This window comes from Lentzea sp. NPDC006480, assembly GCF_040611995.1.
GTDB lineage: Bacteria > Actinomycetota > Actinomycetes > Mycobacteriales > Pseudonocardiaceae > Lentzea.
This window is the reverse complement of record NZ_JBEXPJ010000024.1, coordinates 42,726-63,328: the sequence shown is the minus strand read 5'-3', so window position 1 is coordinate 63,328 and position 20,603 is coordinate 42,726. Positions and strand designations below refer to the sequence as shown.

Here is a 20,603-nt window from a genome sequence, read left to right as displayed (position 1 = left end):
ATGACGACAACGATTTCAGTCCGGTTCGACGGCGGCAGGTCCGGCCGCACGCGCAGCACCTGGGGGCAGCGCGCGATCTGGGGCGCCATGCGGGACTTCGGCGAGGACCACCACCTGTTCAACACGCCGTTCCTGGTGTCCAACCCGGACGGCTGGACGGTGGACGCGGTGACGGCCGGGCTGCGAGAGCTGCTCGGGCTGCACGAGTCGCTGCGCACCAGGATGGGTGAGAACCCCGACGGCACGACCTGGCAGGAGCTCGACGCACGGGGCGAGGTGACCGTCGAACTGCTGGACGCGGGTGGGGACGAGCAGGCCGTGCTCGACGAGGTGCGGGCCCGGTTCCTGCGGGAGCCGTTCGACTACGCGCGGGAGTGGTCGGTCCGGGTCGCGGCCGTGTGCGGGAACGGCCTGGTGCGGCACGTGTTCTTCGTCGTCTCGCACCACGTGGCGGACGGCGAGAGCTGGGTGCTGCTGATCAACGACTACGCCGCGCTCGCGAACGGTGTCCCGGCCGAGGAGCTGACCCGCGACCGGATCGTGTTCCAGCCGCTGGACCACACGGCGTACCAGGAGTCGGAGGATGGCGTCCGGCAGAACGCGAAAGCACTGCGGTACTGGGAGAACAAGCTCCGCACGGTGCCGGTGACGATGTTCCCGGCAGCCTTCGTGGCCGCGCACGCGCAACCGCGGGAGCCCCGGTTCTGGCAGGCACGGCTCACCTCGCGGGCCGTCGGCGCCGCGGCCGCCCACCTCGCGGACCGGTGGCGGACCAGCTCCACGACCATCGTGCTGGCGGCCTGGTCCAAGGTGCTCGCCGAAATCACCGGCAACACCGCCTGCACGATCATGGTGATCATCAACAACCGGATCCAGCCCCGGTGGCGGCACGTGGTGAGCTCGATCGCGCTGGAGGGCATCTTCTCGGTCGAGACCGCGGGCGTGCCGTTCGAGGAGGTCGTGCAGCGCGCCAAGAAAGCGTCGCTGGCGTCGTACCGGCACGGCGACTACGACAAGGACCAGCTCAACGAACTGGTCCGCGTGATCGGCGCGGAACGAGGCGCCGAGGTGGACCGCGGCTGCTGGTTCAACGACATGCGCTTCGAGCCCGCGGGCAGGCCGGACGTGCCGCTCGCCGAGGCGCTCGCCGACCCCTCGGCGACGCTCGAGTGGACCAAGAAGTTCGACACGCAGGGCGACGAGACGGTGAGCCTGCACATGATGGACGTGCCGGGCAGGCCGGACCTGATGCAGCTCAGCTTCACCGCGGACACGCACGTGATGGCGCCCGAGATCATCGAGAAGGTGTTGCGCGACATGAACGACCTGCTGCTCGGCGAGGCGGTGGTGGTCCCGTGATCGACCGCACCACGCCGACACCCTTCGCCGCCGATCTGTACGCCCTCGCCACCGAGATCGCCGACGGTGAGCTCGCACCGCGCGCGAGCGACTTCGAGGAACGCGCCGAGTTCCCGCGGGAGGTGTTGCGCACGCTGGGCAAAGCGGGCCTGCTGAGCCTGCCGTACCCCGAGGAGTTCGGTGGCGGCGGCCAGCCGTACGAGGTCTACCTCCAGGTGCTGGAGATCCTCGCGTCGCGCTGGCTGTGCGTGGCGGAGTCGGTGAACGTGCACACGCTGGTGTGCCACGGCATCGCGAAGTTCGGGTCGCGGCAACAGCAGGAACAGCACCTGCCGCGGCTGCTCGGCGGCGAGGTCCTCGGTGCGAACTGCATCTCCGAGGCGCACGCCGGTTCCGACGCCGCCGCGATGTCGGTGCGCGCCCGCCGCGACGGAGAGTCCTATGTGGTCAGTGGCACCAAGGCTTGGGTGACCCATGCGGGCGTGGCCGACCACTACGTCGTCTACTGCCGCACGGGAGCGAGCGGGGTGAGGGGCATCTCGGCGTTCCTCGTCGACGCGGACAGCGAGGGACTGCTGCCGCAACGGCCGGAGAAGAAGCTCGGGGTGTCCTCGTCACCGACGGCACAGGTGGTGTTCGACGACGTCCGGGTGCCCGCCGACCGGATGATCGGCCGCGAGGGCAGGGCATTCCTGGTGGCGATGGACGCGATGGACTCCGGACGGCTCGCCATCGGCGCCTGCGCGGTCGGTCTGGCGCAGGCGGCGCTCGACCACGCGGTGACCTACGCGAAGGGCCGCGAGCAGTTCGGCCAGCGGATCATCGACTTCCAGGGTCTCGGTTTCCTGCTCGCCGACCTCGCCACCTCGGTGTCCGCGGCCCGCGCGCTCGTGCTGTCCGCGGCCCGGCTGCGGGACCGGGGCAAGCCGTTCGGCGTCGAGGCGGCGAAGGCGAAGCTGTTCGCCACCGACATGGCGATGCGGGTGACCACCGAGGCGGTGCAGGTGCTCGGCGGGTACGGCTACACCACCGACCACCCCGTGGAGAGGTGGATGCGCGAGGCGAAGCTGCTGCAGATCGTCGAGGGCACGAACCAGATCCAGCGGCTGGTGATCTCCAGGGCGCTGTGACGCAGGGGCGGAACGGACTGGGGTGACCCGGCCCGTTCCGCCTCGGGTCAGGCGAAGTCCTCGAGGAGCTCCTCGATGTCGCCCGCGCAGCCCCCGCACCCGGTGTTCGCCTGGCACGCCACGCGCACGGCTTCCAGAGTCCGCGCGCCCCGGCCGATCGCCGAGATGATCACGTCCTCTGTGACGTGCGCGCACACGCAGATGACCGGGTCGTACGTCACGTCGTCCATCCACTGATCCAGTCGAGCAACGCCTGGTCGCGCAACGACGGCACCACCACCTCGGCCGGGAACTCCCGATCGGTCAGCGTCGGCACCCCCACCGTCCGGATGCCCGCGGCCTGGGCCGAGCGCAGTCCCGTCATCGAGTCCTCGAACGCCAGCGCGTCCCGCGGCAGGACGCCGAGACGCCGGCAGGCCTCCAGGTACATGTCGGGCGCCGGTTTCGGGTTCTGCACCTCGTCGGCGGCCACGACCACCGGGAAGACCCCGGTGAACCCGCCGCGGTCCAGCGCGGCGTCGAGCAGCGCGCGCGGCGAGTTGCTCGCCACCGCGATGGACGCGCCCGCCGCGGCCAGGGCCACGATCTCGTGCGCACCCGCCATCGCCTCGGCCTTGGCGGACACGACCTCGGTGACCAGGCCGAGCAGCTCGGTCTCGAGCTGCGGGCCGCGGCCGCTCTCACCGAACGCCTCCGCCATCGCGAGCGCCGCCGCCTGCACCGACTTGCCGATCACCAGTGCCTTCTGGTCGGGACCGAACGGCAGCCCGCGGCGGGCGAAGATCTCGGTCTCCGCGATCGTCCAGCACGGCTCGGTGTCCATCAACAAGCCGTCGCAGTCGAACACGACTGCTTCCGGGCGCCAGCCGTCGAACAACGCGGTCATGTCTCGCACTCCACTCGGTCCAGCGCGGCGCCCAGCAGCGCCGCCATCTGCCGGAGATCTTCCTCGGAGGTGACGAGCGGCGGGTGCAGGATCACCGTGGACGGCGCCATCCCGGTGCTCGCCAGCAGCAGTCCGGGCAGGCCGGGGTCCGAGGTCGCGAGCGCGCGGACCCGGGACGCGTAAGGCCCGGCGAGATCCACCTTCGCCAGCGCGCCGGTCACCGAGACACCGGTGATGACGTCGTTGCGCAGCTCTCCCAGGGCTTTCGTCAGCACGGTCGAGAGGTGTGCGACGTCCTGCCGTGCCTCCGGCCAGTCCTGCCAGCGGTCGAGCACCGTGTCCACCACCGCCAGCGAGTGCGGGTTGCCCGCGAACGTCGACGAGTGGCTGCCAGGTGGGAAGATCTCCGGGCTCGCCAGCGGTTCCCGGGCCCAGACGCAGCTGAACGCCGTCACGCCGTTGGTCAGGGCCTTGCTCGCCACGACGATGTCCGGCTCGATGCCGTGCAGCTGGAAGCCCCACTCGTGGCCGAGCCGGTGCATGCCGGTGAAGATCTCGTCGACGACGATCAGCCCGCCCAGCGACCGCACGTGGTCGACGACGCGACGCAGGTGGGCGCTGTCCGGCACGACGCAGCCGCCGACGTTGAGCAGCGGTTCGAGGACCAGCGCGGCGACCCCGGTCCGCGGCACGCCGAACAGGTCGTCGTGGCCGAGCCGTTCGACGGCGGCCGCGCAGGCCGGGTTGCAGCCGTCGCCGGTGGAGAACGAGCACGTCCGGCAGTCGGGGTACGGCAGCCGCACGACGTCGGGACCGGACCACGGTTGCACGGCCCGGTAGCGGGCGCTGGCGCTCAGGTGCGCGGTGAACGGCGACCGGCCGTGGTAACCGCCCTGGAACGTCATGATCGGTCCACCGCCGCGGTTGGCGGCGACGATCCGCATCGCCATCTCGATGCCCTGTGCCCCACCGAGCTCGAGCGCGACCCTGCCGGGGGCGCCGACCGCGGCGCTGATCCGCTCCGCGAGCCGCCGCACCACGCGCACCCTCAGCGTCGACTCGCAGAACGACGGCAGCGCCGGCATCGACATGGTGCGCAGGCACGCCTCGCGGACGATCGACGAGTCGTACCCCCAGGACAGCGACCCGTTCGCGGCCTCGGCGTCGAGGTACTCACGGCCCGACTCGTCGTAGAGCCGCACGCCTTCCGCGCGCTCGAAGCGAACGTCGGGCGGTGTCCGGTAGACCAGGTCCCCCGCCGCCATCTCCGCCGGCAGCGACGCCGTCATGCGCTCACCTCCCACATCGCGGCACCGATCGTCGGCACCAGCGGCTCCAGTCCCGGCACGTTGCAGTCGATCTCGGCGGTGAGGACGGACAGCACGTCCCACAGCGCGCCGGCCGCGGGAGGCACCTCCAGCAGCTCGCGCCACGCCCGGCGCCGGGCGATGCCGGCGTAGTCCGGCCGCGCGGCCAGGCGGGTCCAGCTCCGCTCCCGGTCCAGGTCGTGTGCCGGCACCTCGTCGTGCAACCGGGCGACGAGCGCCGACGGATCGGCCTCCCCCGTCAACGAGTCCAAGATGGACAGACCGGTCGCGAGCTCCAGCAGACCCAGCTCCCGCACCACGTCCGCGGGTTCGTCGGCGGTGTGCAGGAAGTTGAACAGCGTGGTCGGGCCGTTCAGCCGGCTGCGCAGGTCGTCCGGGCGCCGGCGGGCCGGGTCCGCCGATCCCTTCAACGCCGAGAGCCGGGACGCGGCGGGCTGCGCGCCGGGCGTCCAGGTGCGGTCGCGCAGCACCAGCAGCAGGCTGTCCGTGCTCGGCAGCAACAGGTCGACCACCGCGGCGCGGTCCCAGCTCGCGATGTTGAACTGGTATCGCCACACCTCGCGGGTGAGCAGCGGGGTGAACCGGAACGTCCACGCGCCCGCCACGATGAAGTCGTTGTCCCGCAGTGCTTCCAGTGCGGGTTCCAGGCGCCGCCCGGCGACCGCGTCCGGTTTGAGCACCACGAACGTGAGACCGGCCACCGTGCTCAGGTCCACCCGGCGCAGGCCCGCGCGGAAGTACGGGTCGACGAGGTAGTGGGCGACCTTCTCCCGGCTGCGGGTGAGCTCGGCGACCACCGCCCCCGGCACGTCGGAGTACGTCACAGCTTCATTCCTCCCAACGGCAGCGGCTGTCCGTCCAGCAGCACGACCGCGCTGCCGTCCGGATGCGTTCGCCGGTCGATCCCGTAGCGCCCCTCGGCGAGCGCGGTCACCGCGAACCGGAGGGCGGGGCGGTCGCTCAGGGTTTTCTGCCGGAGCTCGTGCTCGGCGTGCGAGCCGCCCTCGTAGGGCACCTCGGGGCCTTGCGCCAGCACCGGTCCGCCGTCGTGGCTCGCGTCGACCAGGAAGGTCGACGTCCGCGTCGCCCGGTCACCGCGGCGCAGCGCGTCACCGACCGGATCGAGGCCGACCAACGCCCTGGTGCCGTCGGGGCGCAGGCTCGCGAGATCGCCGGGGTGCTGGTTCACGACGCGGCGGTCGAACTTCTTCAGCAGGCGTCCGTGGATCCAGCGGTGGTAGGCGAGCACGACCAGGTCGATCTCACCGCGTGCGTGCTCGAACTCCTCGACGCGGTCGGCCAGCCGGTCGTGGAACGCCTCGGCGAGATCGCGGTACCGCGCTCGGTCGGCGTCGGTGCGGCACTCGGAGAACCGGCCGCACTCGCGTTCGAAGTCTCCCGGCCACGCCTCGACCCCCGCGGCGCGCGCGACGTCGAGAGCGGGCGTCCCGCGCCGGTCCGAGGCGACCAGGACGACCTCGAGGACGTCCGGCCGGTCGCGGGACAGCTCCAGCAGCGTGGTGAGGTTCGCGCCCGTCGCGGAGACGAGCACCGCGACCCGCAGCGGTGCGGTTCTGCCGTCGAGCAATGGCTCAGCCACGACTCAGCTCCTCGGTCAGGGACAGGATCTCGGCGCGCACCACCGGCCAGGCCGGACGTTCCGGCTTCACCAGGTGCATGTGCCGCGCGCCGGGGACGGCGACCAGCCGCGCGGACCACGCCGCCGCGTACGACTCCGACTGCGCGAAGGGCACCGTCTGGTCGGCATCACCGTGCACGAGGACGACCTTGGTGTCCGCCGGGTGACGCAACGGAGACACCGCGGCGGGCTCGGCACCGAGCGCGGCCACCGCGCCCTCTCCCAGGTCGTCCGCGGCGGCGGTCTCGAGGTCCGCCAACGCCGCCAGCCCCACGACCCCGCCGAGGCCGGGCAGCGACCGGGCGGCCAGCAGCGCCAGCTGGCCGCCCGCCGAATGTCCGATGAGGACGGTCCGGGTGAGCGGAACACCGGTCGCGCGCCCGAAACAACGGGTCGCCTCGACCACGTCGTCGAGGCACGCGGGCCACTCGTGGCCGTGGTCCACCGTGCGGTACTCGGCGTTGCCGACGACAAGACCGTGCCCGGCGAGGTCCTCCACGACGGGGTGCAGGCTGTCGACGGTCTTCTCCGCCCGCCAGAAACCGCCGTGCACCAGAACAACGCCGAGGTCGCCGGAGCCGGAGACCTCGACGAACTGCTGGGCGGCCGTGCCGTAAGCCCACCGCCTCACAGCAGATCGAGCTCCGCGAGCCGGGCCCGCCAGTGCGCGAACCGCTCGTCGCTCATCCTGATCTCCTGCTTGCGCGCCTCGTCCTCGTCGGCCGCGCCGAGCCGCCACCACACGTGCCCGTCCGACTTGCGGATCATGAACGCGCGCCGCTTCTGGGCGGGACTCTGGATCATCAGCGAGATCGTGTCCGGATCGGTCAGCGTGGTGTGCAGCTGGTTGTGATGCAACGTCAGCACGTCACCGGCGCGCTCCTCGCGGACGAACCGCGGCCAGAACCGCGTCACGTCCGCCGTCTCGTCCAACGGCTGATCGGTCGCGTACATCGTGTGGTAGTACTTGCCGTGCAACAGGTACGCGGTGAACGAGAACCGGTGGTTGTGCACCCGCTCGTACTGCTTGACGTTCGCGAGGCGCAACCTGATCCGCAGCCCCTTGTCGGGCGCGTCCCAGATGACGATCTTGTCGTCGAGCGTGTGGATCTCGCACTTCTGCCGCAGCGCCTCGACCCCGGGAACGCGGTCCACCAGCGCCCGCAGCAGTGCGCGGTCGTCGCCGATGCGATGCGCGACCTGCGAGGTGATCTCGTGCGCCGCCTCGAGGTCGTCCCAGTCGACGGCGGGCAGGCCGTGCATGATCTCGAGAACCTGGTCCTCGCTGAGACCGGTCGCGGTCGTCGTGGTCGTCGTGGTCATCCCCGCCCCCTCAGATGATCTCGAGCCGGTTCAGCTGACCGACCAGGTCCTCGAACTCGGTGCGCTCCATGGCCTTCGCGACCCGGCGCTCCGTCTTCTCCTTGTCCGCGCCGTAGCGCCACCACAGGCGGCCGGTCTCGCGCTCGGTGATCAGCGAACGGTCCTTCTCCGCGGGCCCGCGCAGGAACAGCGACACCGTCCCCGGCGTGGTGAACGTGGTGTGGACTTCGGTGTGGTGCAACGAGTACGTGCTGCCGGCGGTCTGGTGGGTCACGAACATCGGCACGGCGCGAGCCTCGGACAGCCTCGCGTCGACGTCGTCCTGGACGTGCCAGGGCACCGACTCGTCCAGCTCGCCGACGAGGTCGTGCCGGGTGTGCCGGTAGCGGCCGGTGAGGATCCGGCTGGTGAACGAGAACCTGTGGTCGTGCGGCCGGTCGCGGTGCTCACGGGTGGAGATGTGCACCCGCAGCCGGAACCCCCGTTCACCACCGTCGTACACCACGATCTTGTCGAGCAGCCGGTGCCGCTCGCACATCGCCATCAGGGACTGCTCTTCCCGCACGCGGTCGACGAGCAACCGCAGCGTGTCCTTGTCCTCGGCGAGCTCGGCGAGCAGCGCGCTCGTCACCTCGTGGGTCTTCGGCAGGTCCGACCAGTCCAGGTCGAGCTTGTCCAGCACGTCGATCATGAGACTTCCTTCCCCAGATGCGAAAATCAGCGCGGCGCGTGAGCCGGCTCGGCGGGACCGGACAGCACCGCGGTGCGGCGCGGGCCGCCGTCGGACGGCAGCACGAAACACCCGGACCCCGACGGGCCGAGCCACGGGTCGCGGTCGAGGCCCAGCGCGTCGTAGGCCGTGAACGAGATCAGGTCCCACAGCAGCGGTTCGCCCACGCCGACCGACCGCGCGTTCGCGATCTGCTGGTCGAGCGGCTGCGACCCGGCCGCGACGATCCCGCCGTCCTGGTACCACAGGGAGTTCTCCGTGCCGCGCGCCAGCTGCTGGCCGCCGAGCCGCGCCGAGTCGCAGCGGTCGGTCATCAGCATGATGTTGCGCCCGCCGATGACCTCGACCGCGCGTTTGGCGATCGTGAGGTCGACGTGTTCACCGTCGAAGTTGATGCACGACGACACCAGGCCCTCGTAGCACAGCCGCATGATCGCGGCCGGGACCGGCCCGACCTGCTCCGGCAGGTCCGCGAGGTTCCACGACGACAGGTCGTACGCCGCGATCGTGGCGTCCCTCTCGGCACGTGCCCGGCGGGTGCGGAACGAGTGCTTGATGGTCAACGGCATGTCGTTGAAGAGGTGGTCGGTCACCACGCGAGCGCCGACGAGATCGGTCTCCGTCTCCCACGCCGTCGCCACGAGGTCGTTCACCAGCGCGGCGGAACCGGACGGATCGCTGCGCGTGAAGTGGCCGAGCGCGGGACGCACGCCGTTCTCCACGAGCATCCGCACGATCCACGCCATGTCCGGGTGGTCGCGGTCGAGCCGGTCGTGCAGGTCGGAGCCGGGGGTGAGCGCGTCGGGCGACATCACCACGTAGACCAGCCCGAGCCGGCCGAGCCCGGCGAGGATCTCCCACTCCCGCTTGGTGGGCGGCCACACGGTCGCGGCCGGGGTGCCACCGTGGCTCGCCAGCAGCGGCCCTTCGAGCGCCACACCGGGGACGTAGGGCAGCAGTCCTCGCCGGCGCAGCTCGTCGAACGTGCGCATGAACGCGACGAACTCGTCCAGCCGGTCGTGCCGCAGGTAGAGGGTCGGGACGCACAGCACGCCCTCTGCCGCGGAGGTGGAGTTGAGTTCCACCAGGTCCAGGGTGGCGAAGTCGGAGAAGTCCACCGCCCCCATGCCATGACAGTGCATCTCCACGGGCAGCCCGGGGACGAAGTAACCGTCTCCTGTGGACAGTTCACCCGCCGGGACGCCCCCGTCCACGGTGAGCGCGTCTCCGTCCCACGACGCCGTCTGCGCGTGCAGGCCGTCCGGGCGCAGCACCCGGTTCACCGCAAGTGTCCGCCATGCCATCTGCTCGTCCCCCAAGTGTTCGTCTCTTCCCTGCTCTCGCACCTCACCCGCCGAACTCGATGGACCCGTCCTTCCGCCCCTGCTCGACGAAGTGCCGGAAAGTCAGCGCGGCGACGGCGAACCACCCCGCGCCGACCGCGACCTCCAGCGCCGCCTGGGTGATCACGACCTGCGCCGGCACACCGTCGAGCAACCCCCGGATCGCGGCGAGCCCGTGGTTCACCGGCAGCACGCTCGCGACGGCCTGCACCCAGCCCGGCCAGAACGTGACGGGCACCTGCACCCCGCACAGCGCCATGACGCTCAGGTGGGCGACGTTGGACACGACGTTGCGCGCCTCCATGAACCGCAGCACGATCCCGCTGAGCACCAGGCCGAAGCAGTAGGTGCTCAGACCCACCAGCAGGATCAGCGGTACGGCCAGCAGCGCGGCCGGCATCGGCAGCGGTATCCCGAACACCGGTGACAGCGCGAACAACGCCACCGACGCGGTCGCGGTGCCGCTGCCCACCCAGAAGAGGCTGCGGCCGGTGAACGTCAGCAGCGCGCTCGCGGGAGCCGCGACGAGCAACGGCAACGTGCCCGCCTGGCGTTCCCACACCGTCGAGGCGCACACGAAGAACGCCTCGACGGCGACCATGACGACGGCGTTGCCGATCAGGAGGTGCCGCGTCGCGTTCTCGTCGTTGAGCAGCAGGCCGATGACGGCGAAGAAGGCGACCTGGGCGAGCACCCTGGACAACCAGCCGAGCGTCCACGTCTTCCAGGTGTAGATCACGGAGAAGTCGGCGATTCCGGACATCAGCGCGTACCGGATCACCTGCAGTCGTGCGGTGAGGCTCACGCGAACGCCACCTCCCCGGTGCCGCGCACCCGTTTCGCGGTGGCTCGCAGGAGTGCGTGCCCCAGGGCGAACCCGGCCAGCCCGAGCAGTGCGACGACGCCGAGACGGCCACCGAAGCTCGTCACCGCCGCGGGTTTCGTGGCGTCGCGCAGCAGATCGCTGGCCCACGACAGGTACACCGCGTCGCACACCGGCTGCAGCCAGCCCGGCAACAGCGAGGTCGGCACCACCACGCCGCCCAGCAGGAAGAACGGGTAGCTGATCGAGTTCTGGAACGTGCGGGCGGACCTCGCCAGCACGAAGATCCCGCTCATCGCGCTCGCCCACCCCGCCGTCGCGGCCGCGGTCACGAGCAACGTCACGCCGAAGGCCGCGGGGTGGTGGATCACCAGGCGCACCCCGAAACCGAACGTCGCCACGAGCCACGCCTCCGCGAGCGCGACCAGGCTGACCACCGTCACCACGAGGATGCGGACCGACACGACCAGGGTGATGCTCGCCGGACTGGCCAGCAGCAGTTCCAGCGTGCCCGCCGCGCGGTCCCGCGAGATGATCTCCCCGCTGACGATCACCGCCATCGACCACAGCGCCATGACCGCGGGAGCCAGCACGGAGTAGGCGTCGAGGTCGGTGCGCCCGGCGTGCCGGGTGATGGCCAGGAAGATCACCGTCAGCAGCGGGGTGTTGACCAGGACCATGAGGTCGCCCGGCGACCGCCGGAGCACCGTGGCCTGGAAGCGCGCGACCTCGGCCGCGGTCCTGACGACGCTCACACGACCAGCCCCCGGTCGCCCACCACGTGGAGGTAGACCTCCTCCAGGGTCGGCCGGCCCGTCGCGACCTCCGTGACTCCCGCGTCGGCCAGCAGTCGCAGCACGTCGGCGACCGCACCCGTCGCGTTCGTCTCCACGCGGACGCTCCCGCCCTCGGCCGAGTGCACGGCGCTCACGGTGGGCAGCGCGCGCAGCCGTTCGACGGCCTCGTCCGGGACGTGCCAGGCGGTCACGCGTTCGTACTGCGAGATCCAGTCGCCGATGGTGCGCGGGTCGGCCGTGCCGACGAGGCGGCCGTTGTCGATGAGGGACACCCGGTCGCACACGGCCTGGGCCTCCGCCATGTCGTGGGTCGTGATCAGCAGCGTGCGGCCCTCGTCGCGCAGCTGGGCGACGAGCGTGCGGAACTCCCGTGCCGCCACCGGGTCCATGCCGACCGTGGGCTCGTCGAGCAGCACGACCTTCGGATCGCCGACCAGACCCCTGGCCAGGTGCAGGCGTTGCTTCATGCCGCGGGAGAAGGTCTCGACCCGCTCGTCCGCGCGGTCGGTGAGACCGACCCGGTCGAGCAGCTCGTCCGCCCGCTGCCTGCCCTGCCTGCCGGTCACGCCGTACAGCGCGGCCCAGTACCGCAGGTTCTGCCGTGGTGAGAGCCGGGTGTAGAGGCCGCGTTCGCCGCCCAGCACGATGCCCACCAGCGACCGCACTGCCTGTGCCGCGCGCACCACGTCGTGGCCGCCGACCAGCGCCTCGCCCGAGGTCGGCAGCAGGACCGTGGAGAGGATCTTGCATAGCGTCGTCTTGCCCGCGCCGTTCGGCCCGAGCAGACCGTGCACCTCGCCGGTCTGCACGTCCAGGTCGAGCGTGTCGAGAGCGCGTCTCGGCTTGCTCCTGCCGTACTCGCGGACCAGCGACCGGACGACGACCGCGGGTTCTGTCATTGCGCCACCTCGAAATCGACACCGGGGACTCGGAGCCAGTGTTCGCCCACCGCGGCCGAGCCGACCATCAGGAACGAGCCGAACGGCGTGCGCAGCACCTCGGGTGCCGTGCCGGTCACGGGCACCCCGTACGCCCACAGCCTGCGGCGCAGGGGCGCGGCCGTGGGCAGCACGCTCTCGACGGCTCGCCACATCCACCGCCGCTGACCGGCGAACGGGCCGGGGAACGCCTCGGCGCGCTGGAGGTGGCGCAACGCGGCGACGAGTGGTCCGCGCGCGACCTGCGCGACACCGCGGCCGAGCACCGTCCGGCGGGGCCGTGGTGTCGGGAGGTCCGGCCCGAGCCCGTGCTCGGTGATGTGCCGGCGCAGTTCCGCGAGGTGCGGCAGCACGCCCAGCTCGGCGGCCGAGGCGACGAGCCGCTCGGACTCCGCCGCCGACAGCTCGCGCTGCAGCACGGCACCGTCCAGCACGTCCTTGAGACCGAACGGGCCTTCGAGCCTTTCCGCCACGATCATCAGAAGTTGTTCGGGCAGACCGAAGCCATCGCCTGGAAGCGTCCTTCGTGGACGGACGGCGCCCGCGTCACCGAGCCACGCGTGCGTGGTGATCTCGACGTTCACCCGTTGCGCCAACGGGTGCACCGGCGGCGCCTCCAGGCTGAGCAACAGGCCGACGGGTCCGCCGTCGTCGGCGCCGAACGCCGACAGGGCCTTCACGATCGTGAGGCCGAGCTCGTCGCGCAGCCACTCGGCGAGTGTCCACAAAGTACGGATGTCGGGCACCACGACGTCCACGTCGTTCATCGTGCGCACCACGCCGGCGGGATAGCGGTCGACCACCGCCACGCCCTTGAGCGGTTGTGCCTCGGGGAACTTCGCCACGAGGGCCTCGGTCAGCGCGCGCATCGTCGTCACCCGGTCGCGTGCCGTCGCCAGCTCCGCGTGGTGTTCCGGCCGCAGGGCGACACCGGTGACGTCCAGGGCGCTGAGCCAGGCGGGTACGAAGGCGGGTGTGCGCTTGCGCAGGACGCCCAGCATGGTGTGCGGGTTGTCCGCGGCTTCGGGGAACCACGACCGGGCGAGCTCGACGACGTGGTCTGCGGTGAGGCGGGTCATCGCGCGCCCTCCAGCGGGAGCACCCAGTAGCCGAACGCGGGCGCCCATCCTCCGGCGGCCAGGCGCGCGTGCACCAGGTCGGCTTCCTCACCGCTGCCCGACACGTGGCCGTACAGCGGCAGTCCGGTGGTGTGGGCGTGCGCGGCCGCCGCCGCGCTGAGCAGGCGGCTCGCCGGGCTGCCGCGCCACGGTTCCAGCACGAACATGTCGAGCATCTCCCAGCGCCGTTCACCGGTCAGCTCGTCCTCGTCCGGCACGAGCGTGGCGTGTCCGGCGAAGACGCCGTTCTCGCGCGCCACGAAGACCGTCGTGTCCTCGCCGGCCAGCACCGCGTCGACGTGGTCGCCGATCAACCGTTCGTCGGCGTGCTGCCGGTAACCGACGCGCAGGGCCTCGCACAGCAGCTTTCGCACGTCCTCGGCGTCCTGCTCCGCCATCGGGAGGACGGTCCACCCCGGTTCCGCGGCGGGCTCGCCGGGGTCGCCCGCCCGCAGGTACCGCATGTGCGGCACGAGCTCAGGTGCCGCCGGGCTGTGCGCGGGCAGCTTCAGAACACCGCTGGTCGCCTCGGGATGGCGAGCCGCGATCTCCCGGCGGAGCTCCGCGAGCCCGACGTGCTCGGCGCCGAACGACACGAGTGCGCGCTGCTCTCCGGTCAGCGCCTCGGTTTCCGGGCTGATGACCACCACGTGCGGGCCGATGGCCGCGGTGTGTCCCTGTGCGACGAGCGTGTCCGCGACGTCGTCGAGCAGTCCGCCTCTCACCAGCGCGGTCCGGTGGTCGCGTGCGGGCGGTGCCACGACACAGGTCCAGGTGTCCAGCACCCGCCGCGCGGCCCTGGCGAGCTGCTCGCCGGTGGCGGCCGCGATGAGCCGGTGCGACAGCTCGACCGGTGCTCCCTTCGCGGCGTCGGAGGCGAAGAACGTGTCGAGGAACGCCAGTGCCACCGGATCCTCGTTGTCCAGCAACACCGAGCCGAGCGCCTGCCGTCGCGCCGCCGTGATCACGTGCTCGTCGATCTCTCCCGCGGCCACGGTCTCCAGGCAGGCCCGGACGATCCTGCCGACCTCGGTGACGGCGGCGGGTTCCGCACCCGCCACGACCCGCCACACGCCGCAGTCGCTGTAGGCGGAGTGCACCGACTGGAACTGGTAGCTCAGCCCGCGTTCGCCGCGCACGGCGTCGTACAGCATCGATCCCGGCGTGCCACCGATCGCCGCGGTGAGCAGCTGGAAAGCGCCCCACAGCTCGTCGTCGTGGTCGGCTCCCCTGCCGCCGATCGCGACGTAGGCGTACTCGGCCTCGGGATCGGCGAGCGGGGTGTCGCCCGCGGGTCGGTGAGCGGTCGGCGGCCGTGTTCTGTCCGGTGGCGACGGCTTGCGTTCGACCGTGCCGAGCGGGCTTGCGGCCAGGAGGGCCGTCAGCTCGTCGAACAGCTCCGCGGGCCCCACCACGGTCACCGTCAGGTCCGCGCTCGTCACCCACTCCTGATGCGCCTCGAGCAGGCGGTCCGCGGTGAACTCCGGAAGGTGCTCGGCCGATCCGCCGACGGGACGTCCGAGCGGATGCCCGTCGAAGAGCGCGCGGTAGAAGCCCGCGTTGACGACGTCCACCGGGTCCGCGGCCCCGGACAGCAGTTCCTGCAGGACCACCAGCCGTTCGCTCGCGCACAGCTCGTCGGTCCACAGTGGATCGGACACCGCGGATGCGAGCCGCGCGGCACACTCCGCGCCGTGCTCCGGTGGCACGCGCGCCCAGAAGACCACGAGGTCGAGGAAGGTCGAGGCGTTGGTCTGCCCGCCGACCGTGTCGGCCCATTTGCTCACCGACGGGCCGTCCGCGGACGGCCCGGACATCACGACGTGCTCGAGCATGTGCGTCAAGCCGTTCTCGTCCGCCCGCTCGTCACGCGAGCCGACGTGCAGCGCAACGCACACCGTGACACTGCGGACCCCGAGCGTGCCGTCGAGCATCAGAGTGGTGCCGTTGGGCAATGCACGTACTTCGAACACGTTCCTTCTCCTGTGGATGGTGGTACGGGCCGCCGGAGCGGCCCGCACCGGAGGGCTTACTTGCCCTTGCCCTTCACGACGACCTTCGGCCGAAGGTTGGCAATGTGGTTGCGCGTCATGTCCCCTCCTCCCCTCGATTTCGAGCGATCCCCCTGAGAACACAGGAGAAACTCGGTCGGTCACGGCAGGACCACCCCACCGGACCCGCTTGTGGGCAGCACGGTTCGCGGTCTGTCGCACGTGGACAGACCGATGTCAGTGCTGGTCAGCCTCGGACGAGGCGATGAGTTCCAACTGGACGAACGACGCAGCTCACCCCAGAGCGTCGTGCCGTCACAGGCCGGGCGATCGCCCGCGAGTTCTTCCTGCGCAACAAAATCCGTTCCGATGCAACTTAGCCCCCAGGCGATGCATTTCGGACAATGCGGGAAACATCCCGCTCCCCAACGCGGATCACCGTTGATCAACGCTTCTTTCACCGTAGTGACGCTCTCCGCCGACGGCAAGCGCTCTGGCGAACTTCCCGGAAATTAGTCTGGACCAATGGGTGCCATACGAGACAACCAGGCCTGCGAGCTGCGGTTTCTCATCCCTGAACCGCCAGAAGTACTCTCCGTGGGCCTGCACCGAGCAACTGGAAACCCAGTTGATGTGCCTTTTCGGACATACGGCCCGGCGACCGTCTAGCGCCGAGCCAGCAGTCCCTCGCAGGTGCGGACCAGCACCCGGCACGCGTCGGCGGAACGCCTGGTGAGCATCGGGTTCTCGGCGTGCCGCTGCCACCGCTGCAACGCGGCGAACGCGGCCCGTCCCACCTCGCCAGGGCCGGAGCCGCGCGGCAACCCCAGGCGCACCAGCGGATGCGCGCCCTCGTCGCCCAGCAGCCGCGAGGCCAGCTCCGCGTCGGGCACCTTCACCGCGCCCGACCGCAACGCGCTGAGCAGCCGCAGCTCGGCGAACTCGTGCGTGCCCGCCAGGATCCGCTCGACCGCGCCGGTCAGCCGCGAGTCGCCGACCGAGCGCAGCACGCCGTCCAGTGCCAGCAACGCCGAACGCGCCTTGAGCAGGTGGCGGCGTTCGCTGAACTGGGTGTGCAGCACCTTCTGCAGTTCGAGCAGACCACTGCGCGCCACCAGTTCTGCGGCGAGCGCCGACGGTTCGGTCACGCCCTGTCTGATCAACGTCACCGCCAGCCGGATGCCGAAGACGCCGAACCTCCCCAGCAGCGCCCGCCGTTCCACCGAGCCGTCCACGAACCGGTCAGCGGACAGCAGTGACGCCTCCAGCTCTTCCCGTGGCAACGCGGCGAGCGCCGACAGTGCAACGAAGTCGTTCTGCCGCAACGAACGCCCGGCGAAGGCCAGCAGACCGGCGACGGCCACGACGTTCTGGCACAAGCCCTGCAACGAGGAGTCGGCGCGGTAGCGGCCGGCGATGCCCCGCGCCGAGATCATCGCGTCCACCCTGCCGCCACCGATCTCGTCGGCCCGCGAGATCACCGCGACCGTGTTGATCGCGGTGGCTCGTGCGACGCCCTGGTCGCGGAACGACTCCAGGAAGTTAGCGTCGGCCGAGTGCAGGTGCCGCATCAGGTAGATGACCGCGTCGGCCTCGCTGGGAGAGTCCTCCGGCGCCAGGAAATGAGTGGTGCGCAACGAGTTCGCGGTGGTCAGCGACGCGATTCCGGGTGTGTCGATCAGCGTGGTCGACCGCAGGGACTGCGACGGCCAGTCGACCACGAGCCGGTCCGCCGGGCCGTCCAGCGCGATCTCCAACGCGCCGTCGCGGCGGACCACCGGGAGCGATTTGCCTTGGGGGAACTGGACGATGCGCGGCGAAGGGCCGTCGCGGTACCAGGTGACGACCTTCGTGCACTCCCCCGCGTCGGTCGGCGCGATCTCCTCGCCGACCAGGGCGTTGAGCAACGTCGACTTGCCCGCCTTCACCTTGCCCGCGATCGCCACCCGCAACGGCTCGTCGAGCCGCATCAGCTGGCGGCGCAACACTTCGGAAGCCTGCGGGTACAGGTCGACGGCGGCGAGCAGCACCCGCCGCACCTCGTCGGTGATCATGCCGTCACCTGCTTCACCACGCGCTCCAGGGCGGCCAGCTCGGTCTTGATCTCGGCGAGCCGCGCGTCGCGGTCGCCCTGCGAGGCCTTCACGGACTTCTGCGCCGCCTGGATCGACTCCGTCAGCGAACGCTTCAGCTGCTCGGCCAGCGTCGTGAAGTGGTCGCGCAGATCGCGTTGCAGGCCGCGCAGCATGTCGCGGGAGTCCTTGCCCGCGTGGAACGACACGTCGTCCACGTACTTGCGCAGCGCCACCTTGCAGTCGTTCTGGCGTTTCGTGGTGATCCGCTTGCGCTCGTCCACGATTCCCTTGCCGCCCAGCAACAACGCCGCGCCGACCGAGAGCGGGTTGATCAGCGTCAGGCCGATCACCGAGCCGATCAGGCCGAACATCAGCAGGCCGCCGTAGCCGCCGCGCAGACCGGTGAGCAGGCGGCTGCCGATGCCGAACTTGTCCGACTCGCGCACCGCGAGCTCCGGCACCGACCGCAGCGGGTCGGAGGTGCCGACGCGCAACGCCGGCAACATCTGCTCGCGGTCCGAGTCGAAGTGCTCCGCGACGCGCTTGGCCAGCCAGCGGGCTCGTTGCGTGGCCCAGACCGAGTTCGCCGACACCGCGGACGTCACCGCCTGCTGCGCCCACACCGAGAACTGGTCCCAGATCTTCTGCGGATCGCCTGCCAGCAAAGCGTCCTCGGCCTCGCGGACGATCTCGCGCATCCGGTCGCGCAGGTCGTAGTCGACGTCGGCGTTGAGGTCGGCCACGCCGTCGCTCAACGTCTGCTGCCAGCGCGCCGAACGTTCCTTCAGGCCCGCCGCGCGTTGTTCGGCCTCGGTCAGCTCCCGGATCAGCTGCTGCACCGACTCCGGGTTCTCCTGCGCGGTCTGCTCGGCTCGCAGACTGTCCACGACCTGCCCGATCACCGTCAGCACGTCGTGCAACGTCGAACGGCGTGCCAGCAGATCAGCCTGGGCAACGACCTTCTTGCGCAGGTAGGTCACCAACGGCGGATAGCCCGACTCGGTGTTCACCTCCTGGTCGCCGGACTGCAGGGCGTGCCACCGCAGAGTCGACGACACGGTGAACACCTCGGCCTTGATGCCCGCGTCCGCCAGGTGCTGCCGGTCGCGGTCGGCGATCGAGCGCCACTCCGGGTACAGGTCGGTCTTGGTGAGCACGCACGCGACGTTGGGGCACACCGCCATGGCCTGCTTCAGGAACTCCAGCTCCGGCGCCGTGTACTCCTGCGAGCAGTCCGACACCAGCAGCACCGCGTCCGCAGACGGCAGCGCGGCCATCGTGGCGGCGCCGTGCACCGAGCTGAGCCCGCCGACACCGGGTGTGTCGACGAGCACCAGCCCCTCGGCCAGCAGCGGCCGCGGCAGGCCGACCTCGACGTGCAGGAGGCGTTCGCGGTTGCCCGGGTTGCCCTCCTCCGAGGCGAACGCCGGCAGCTCCTCCAGCGGCACCTCGGTGCGTCCCTCGGCCCGCACCAGCGTCACGACCGGCGTCTCCGCGTGCCTCACCACGGTCGGCACGGCGGTGGCGACGTCGTCGGACACCGGGCAGACCGGCGCCCCGACGAGGCCGTTGACCAGCATGCTCTTGCCCTGCTTGAACTCGCCGACGACCAGCAGGCGGACCTGGTCGTCGGCGAGCCGGGCCCTGGCCTGGTGCAGGCGTTGCTCCAGGTCAGGACGCTCGTAGCGCTTGATGGTGGCCAGCGCGAGCTCGATCGCCTGCTGGGGTGAGGTGGGCACCGGGGGTCACCCCGCCAGGCTGTCGACGGGGTCCGGCTCTGGCTCTTCCACGGGCTCGGGTTCGTCCAGCAGCACGGGCTCGTGGTCCAGCTCCGGGTGCACGTCCAGCACCGGCTCCTCGACCGGTTCCGGCTCGGGTTCCGGCTCGTGCTCGTCCGCGGGCCCGGTTCCGTCGGGCTCGTCGGGCTTGTCGACCTTGTCCACGTCGATGTCGTTGAACGAGTCCTTCACCTGCACGACGTTGGTCTCGGTGTCGTTGTCCTGGATGGCGACGGAGTTGACCTCCGTGTCGTCGTCGGAGTTGAACGAGTCGTCGATGATCGTGACGTCTCGGTCGTCGATGTTGAACGTCTGGTCGACGTGCTGGACCGGACGGTCGTGCACGACCTCGGTGTGGTGCACCTCCCGCATCGGCGCCGGGCGGTCGGCCATGATCAGCTTCGCGTCCCGGACGTCGGCGTCGGTCGCCCCGGACAGGCCGTTTCGCGCCAGCTCCTTCTGCGGGTTCTCGTCGAACGCCTGCTGGGCCTTCGGGTCCTTCATCATGTTCATCAGGAAGTCGATGAGCTTTTCCAGCATGGTGGTGTCTCCTCACCGAGGAGACCGGCCCCGAGGCGGCGGGGCCGGTCCGGCGTCAGATGGGCAGGTCGAGGTCTTCGAGGACGTTGTCGATCTGCGTGTCGACGTCCAGGTCGAAGTCGGCGTCCTGGTCGGAGACCGCGGTCTGGTCGGCGTCCTGGTCGGAGAACTGGTTCGAGTCCAGGTCGGCGTCCTGGTCGGCGTCCACGTCCACGTCGGAACGCGCGTCGCCGCCGTTGCCACCACCGGCGTCGGCGTTGCCGCCGTTGCCCGCGACGCCGCCGTTGCCGCCGAGGCCGAGCCCGCTGCCACCGGCGGAGCTGCCGAAGTTGACGTTGACCAGACCGTCCTGGTCGATGTCACCGCCGGCGCCACCGATGCCCAGGCCGTTGCCGCCGTCCGCGCTGCCACCGTCACCGGCCACCGCGATGCCGCCGTTGCCGCCGTCGCCACCCTCGGTGTTCGTGGCGGTGGTCGTGTCCTGGTCCTGCCTGGCGTCCTGCGAGGAGGACTGCGGGGCGACCTGTGCCGACTGCACCTGCTGCTCGGCGGCCTGGTTGCTGTCGACGTCCAGGTCGGCGGTCAGGTCGGCGAGGAAGGCGTTGAGGTCGATGGGGTTGCTCATGTCGGGCTCCTTGGTCGTGTTCTGCCGGACGACGTTTCGACCGGATGCCACAAAGTTAGGGAGCTGCGAGCCCTGTGCCATCTGGGAGGCACCCGGTTCGTCACCGGCCGCGCACACCGGGATCGCGACGGTCATAGGGGATTCACCCCTGTATTTCGCTCTGGCTGAACCACTCCATAT

The 20,603-nt window shown here is 70.7% G+C and carries 20 protein-coding genes; 2 read left to right on the top strand and 18 right to left on the bottom strand.

Annotated features, from left to right (window positions below; genetic code table 11):
• Both ABZX92_RS12820 and ABZX92_RS12815 read left to right on the top strand, forming a co-directional pair.
• Positions 1-1,359, top strand: a complete 1,359-nt coding sequence (locus ABZX92_RS12820; RefSeq protein ID WP_355557470.1) for a condensation domain-containing protein — start codon at positions 1-3, stop codon at positions 1,357-1,359.
• Positions 1,356-2,489, top strand: coding sequence for an acyl-CoA dehydrogenase family protein (locus tag ABZX92_RS12815; RefSeq protein WP_355557467.1), 1,134 nt, complete (start codon positions 1,356-1,358; stop codon positions 2,487-2,489). Before ABZX92_RS12820 ends, ABZX92_RS12815 begins: the two co-directional genes overlap by 4 nt.
• A 47-nt stretch (positions 2,490-2,536) precedes the next feature.
• Here ABZX92_RS12815 and ABZX92_RS12810 read toward each other — a convergent pair whose 3' ends face one another.
• The 18 genes from ABZX92_RS12810 to ABZX92_RS12725 form a co-directional block, all read right to left on the bottom strand.
• Positions 2,537-2,719 (bottom strand): (2Fe-2S)-binding protein, encoded by a 183-nt coding sequence (locus ABZX92_RS12810; protein ID WP_355557464.1) that lies wholly within the window; start codon positions 2,717-2,719, stop codon positions 2,537-2,539.
• Complete coding sequence (locus ABZX92_RS12805; protein ID WP_355557462.1) at positions 2,707-3,375, bottom strand: HAD family phosphatase; 669 nt, start codon at positions 3,373-3,375, stop codon at positions 2,707-2,709. The genes ABZX92_RS12810 and ABZX92_RS12805 overlap by 13 nt, the downstream gene beginning before the upstream one ends.
• Entirely contained in the window at positions 3,372-4,664 is a 1,293-nt protein-coding gene (locus tag ABZX92_RS12800) for an aminotransferase class III-fold pyridoxal phosphate-dependent enzyme (RefSeq protein WP_355557459.1), read from the bottom strand. The genes ABZX92_RS12805 and ABZX92_RS12800 overlap by 4 nt, the downstream gene beginning before the upstream one ends.
• The gene (locus ABZX92_RS12795) at positions 4,661-5,527 is read right to left on the bottom strand and encodes a hypothetical protein (RefSeq protein WP_355557456.1); all 867 of its coding nucleotides are present in this window, start codon (positions 5,525-5,527) and stop codon (positions 4,661-4,663) included. Before ABZX92_RS12795 ends, ABZX92_RS12800 begins: the two co-directional genes overlap by 4 nt.
• The gene (locus ABZX92_RS12790) at positions 5,524-6,303 is read right to left on the bottom strand and encodes a formyltransferase family protein (RefSeq protein ID WP_355557453.1); all 780 of its coding nucleotides are present in this window, start codon (positions 6,301-6,303) and stop codon (positions 5,524-5,526) included. Before ABZX92_RS12790 ends, ABZX92_RS12795 begins: the two co-directional genes overlap by 4 nt.
• On the bottom strand, positions 6,296-6,973 hold the full coding sequence (locus tag ABZX92_RS12785; RefSeq protein ID WP_355557450.1) for an alpha/beta hydrolase: 678 nt from the start codon (positions 6,971-6,973) through the stop codon (positions 6,296-6,298). Before ABZX92_RS12785 ends, ABZX92_RS12790 begins: the two co-directional genes overlap by 8 nt.
• Positions 6,970-7,665 (bottom strand): hypothetical protein, encoded by a 696-nt coding sequence (locus tag ABZX92_RS12780; protein ID WP_355557447.1) that lies wholly within the window; start codon positions 7,663-7,665, stop codon positions 6,970-6,972. Before ABZX92_RS12780 ends, ABZX92_RS12785 begins: the two co-directional genes overlap by 4 nt.
• Before the next feature lie 10 nt (positions 7,666-7,675).
• The gene (locus ABZX92_RS12775) at positions 7,676-8,356 is read right to left on the bottom strand and encodes a hypothetical protein (protein ID WP_355557446.1); all 681 of its coding nucleotides are present in this window, start codon (positions 8,354-8,356) and stop codon (positions 7,676-7,678) included.
• A gap of 26 nt (positions 8,357-8,382) precedes the next feature.
• On the bottom strand, positions 8,383-9,699 hold the full coding sequence (locus tag ABZX92_RS12770) for a hypothetical protein (protein ID WP_355557443.1): 1,317 nt from the start codon (positions 9,697-9,699) through the stop codon (positions 8,383-8,385).
• A 43-nt stretch (positions 9,700-9,742) separates the two neighbouring features.
• Positions 9,743-10,543, bottom strand: coding sequence for an ABC transporter permease (locus ABZX92_RS12765; protein WP_355557440.1), 801 nt, complete (start codon positions 10,541-10,543; stop codon positions 9,743-9,745).
• Complete coding sequence (locus ABZX92_RS12760) at positions 10,540-11,316, bottom strand: ABC transporter permease (RefSeq protein ID WP_355557437.1); 777 nt, start codon at positions 11,314-11,316, stop codon at positions 10,540-10,542. The genes ABZX92_RS12765 and ABZX92_RS12760 overlap by 4 nt, the downstream gene beginning before the upstream one ends.
• On the bottom strand, positions 11,313-12,257 hold the full coding sequence (locus ABZX92_RS12755) for an ABC transporter ATP-binding protein (protein ID WP_355557434.1): 945 nt from the start codon (positions 12,255-12,257) through the stop codon (positions 11,313-11,315). Before ABZX92_RS12755 ends, ABZX92_RS12760 begins: the two co-directional genes overlap by 4 nt.
• On the bottom strand, positions 12,254-13,375 hold the full coding sequence (locus ABZX92_RS12750) for a hypothetical protein (RefSeq protein WP_355557431.1): 1,122 nt from the start codon (positions 13,373-13,375) through the stop codon (positions 12,254-12,256). The genes ABZX92_RS12755 and ABZX92_RS12750 overlap by 4 nt, the downstream gene beginning before the upstream one ends.
• On the bottom strand, positions 13,372-15,387 hold the full coding sequence (locus tag ABZX92_RS12745; protein ID WP_355557428.1) for a pitrilysin family protein: 2,016 nt from the start codon (positions 15,385-15,387) through the stop codon (positions 13,372-13,374). Before ABZX92_RS12745 ends, ABZX92_RS12750 begins: the two co-directional genes overlap by 4 nt.
• A 683-nt stretch (positions 15,388-16,070) precedes the next feature.
• Positions 16,071-17,459, bottom strand: coding sequence for a dynamin family protein (locus ABZX92_RS12740; protein WP_355557426.1), 1,389 nt, complete (start codon positions 17,457-17,459; stop codon positions 16,071-16,073).
• Positions 17,456-19,219: a dynamin family protein gene (locus ABZX92_RS12735; RefSeq protein ID WP_355557423.1), complete on the bottom strand. Its 1,764-nt coding sequence runs from the start codon at positions 19,217-19,219 to the stop codon at positions 17,456-17,458. Before ABZX92_RS12735 ends, ABZX92_RS12740 begins: the two co-directional genes overlap by 4 nt.
• 6 nt (positions 19,220-19,225) lie before the next feature.
• A complete protein-coding gene (locus ABZX92_RS12730) occupies positions 19,226-19,798 on the bottom strand; it encodes an IniB N-terminal domain-containing protein (protein WP_355557420.1) in 573 nt (190 codons plus the stop codon).
• A 55-nt stretch (positions 19,799-19,853) separates the two neighbouring features.
• Positions 19,854-20,423: a hypothetical protein gene (locus ABZX92_RS12725; protein WP_355557417.1), complete on the bottom strand. Its 570-nt coding sequence runs from the start codon at positions 20,421-20,423 to the stop codon at positions 19,854-19,856.
• Positions 20,424-20,603 lie beyond the last annotated feature (180 nt).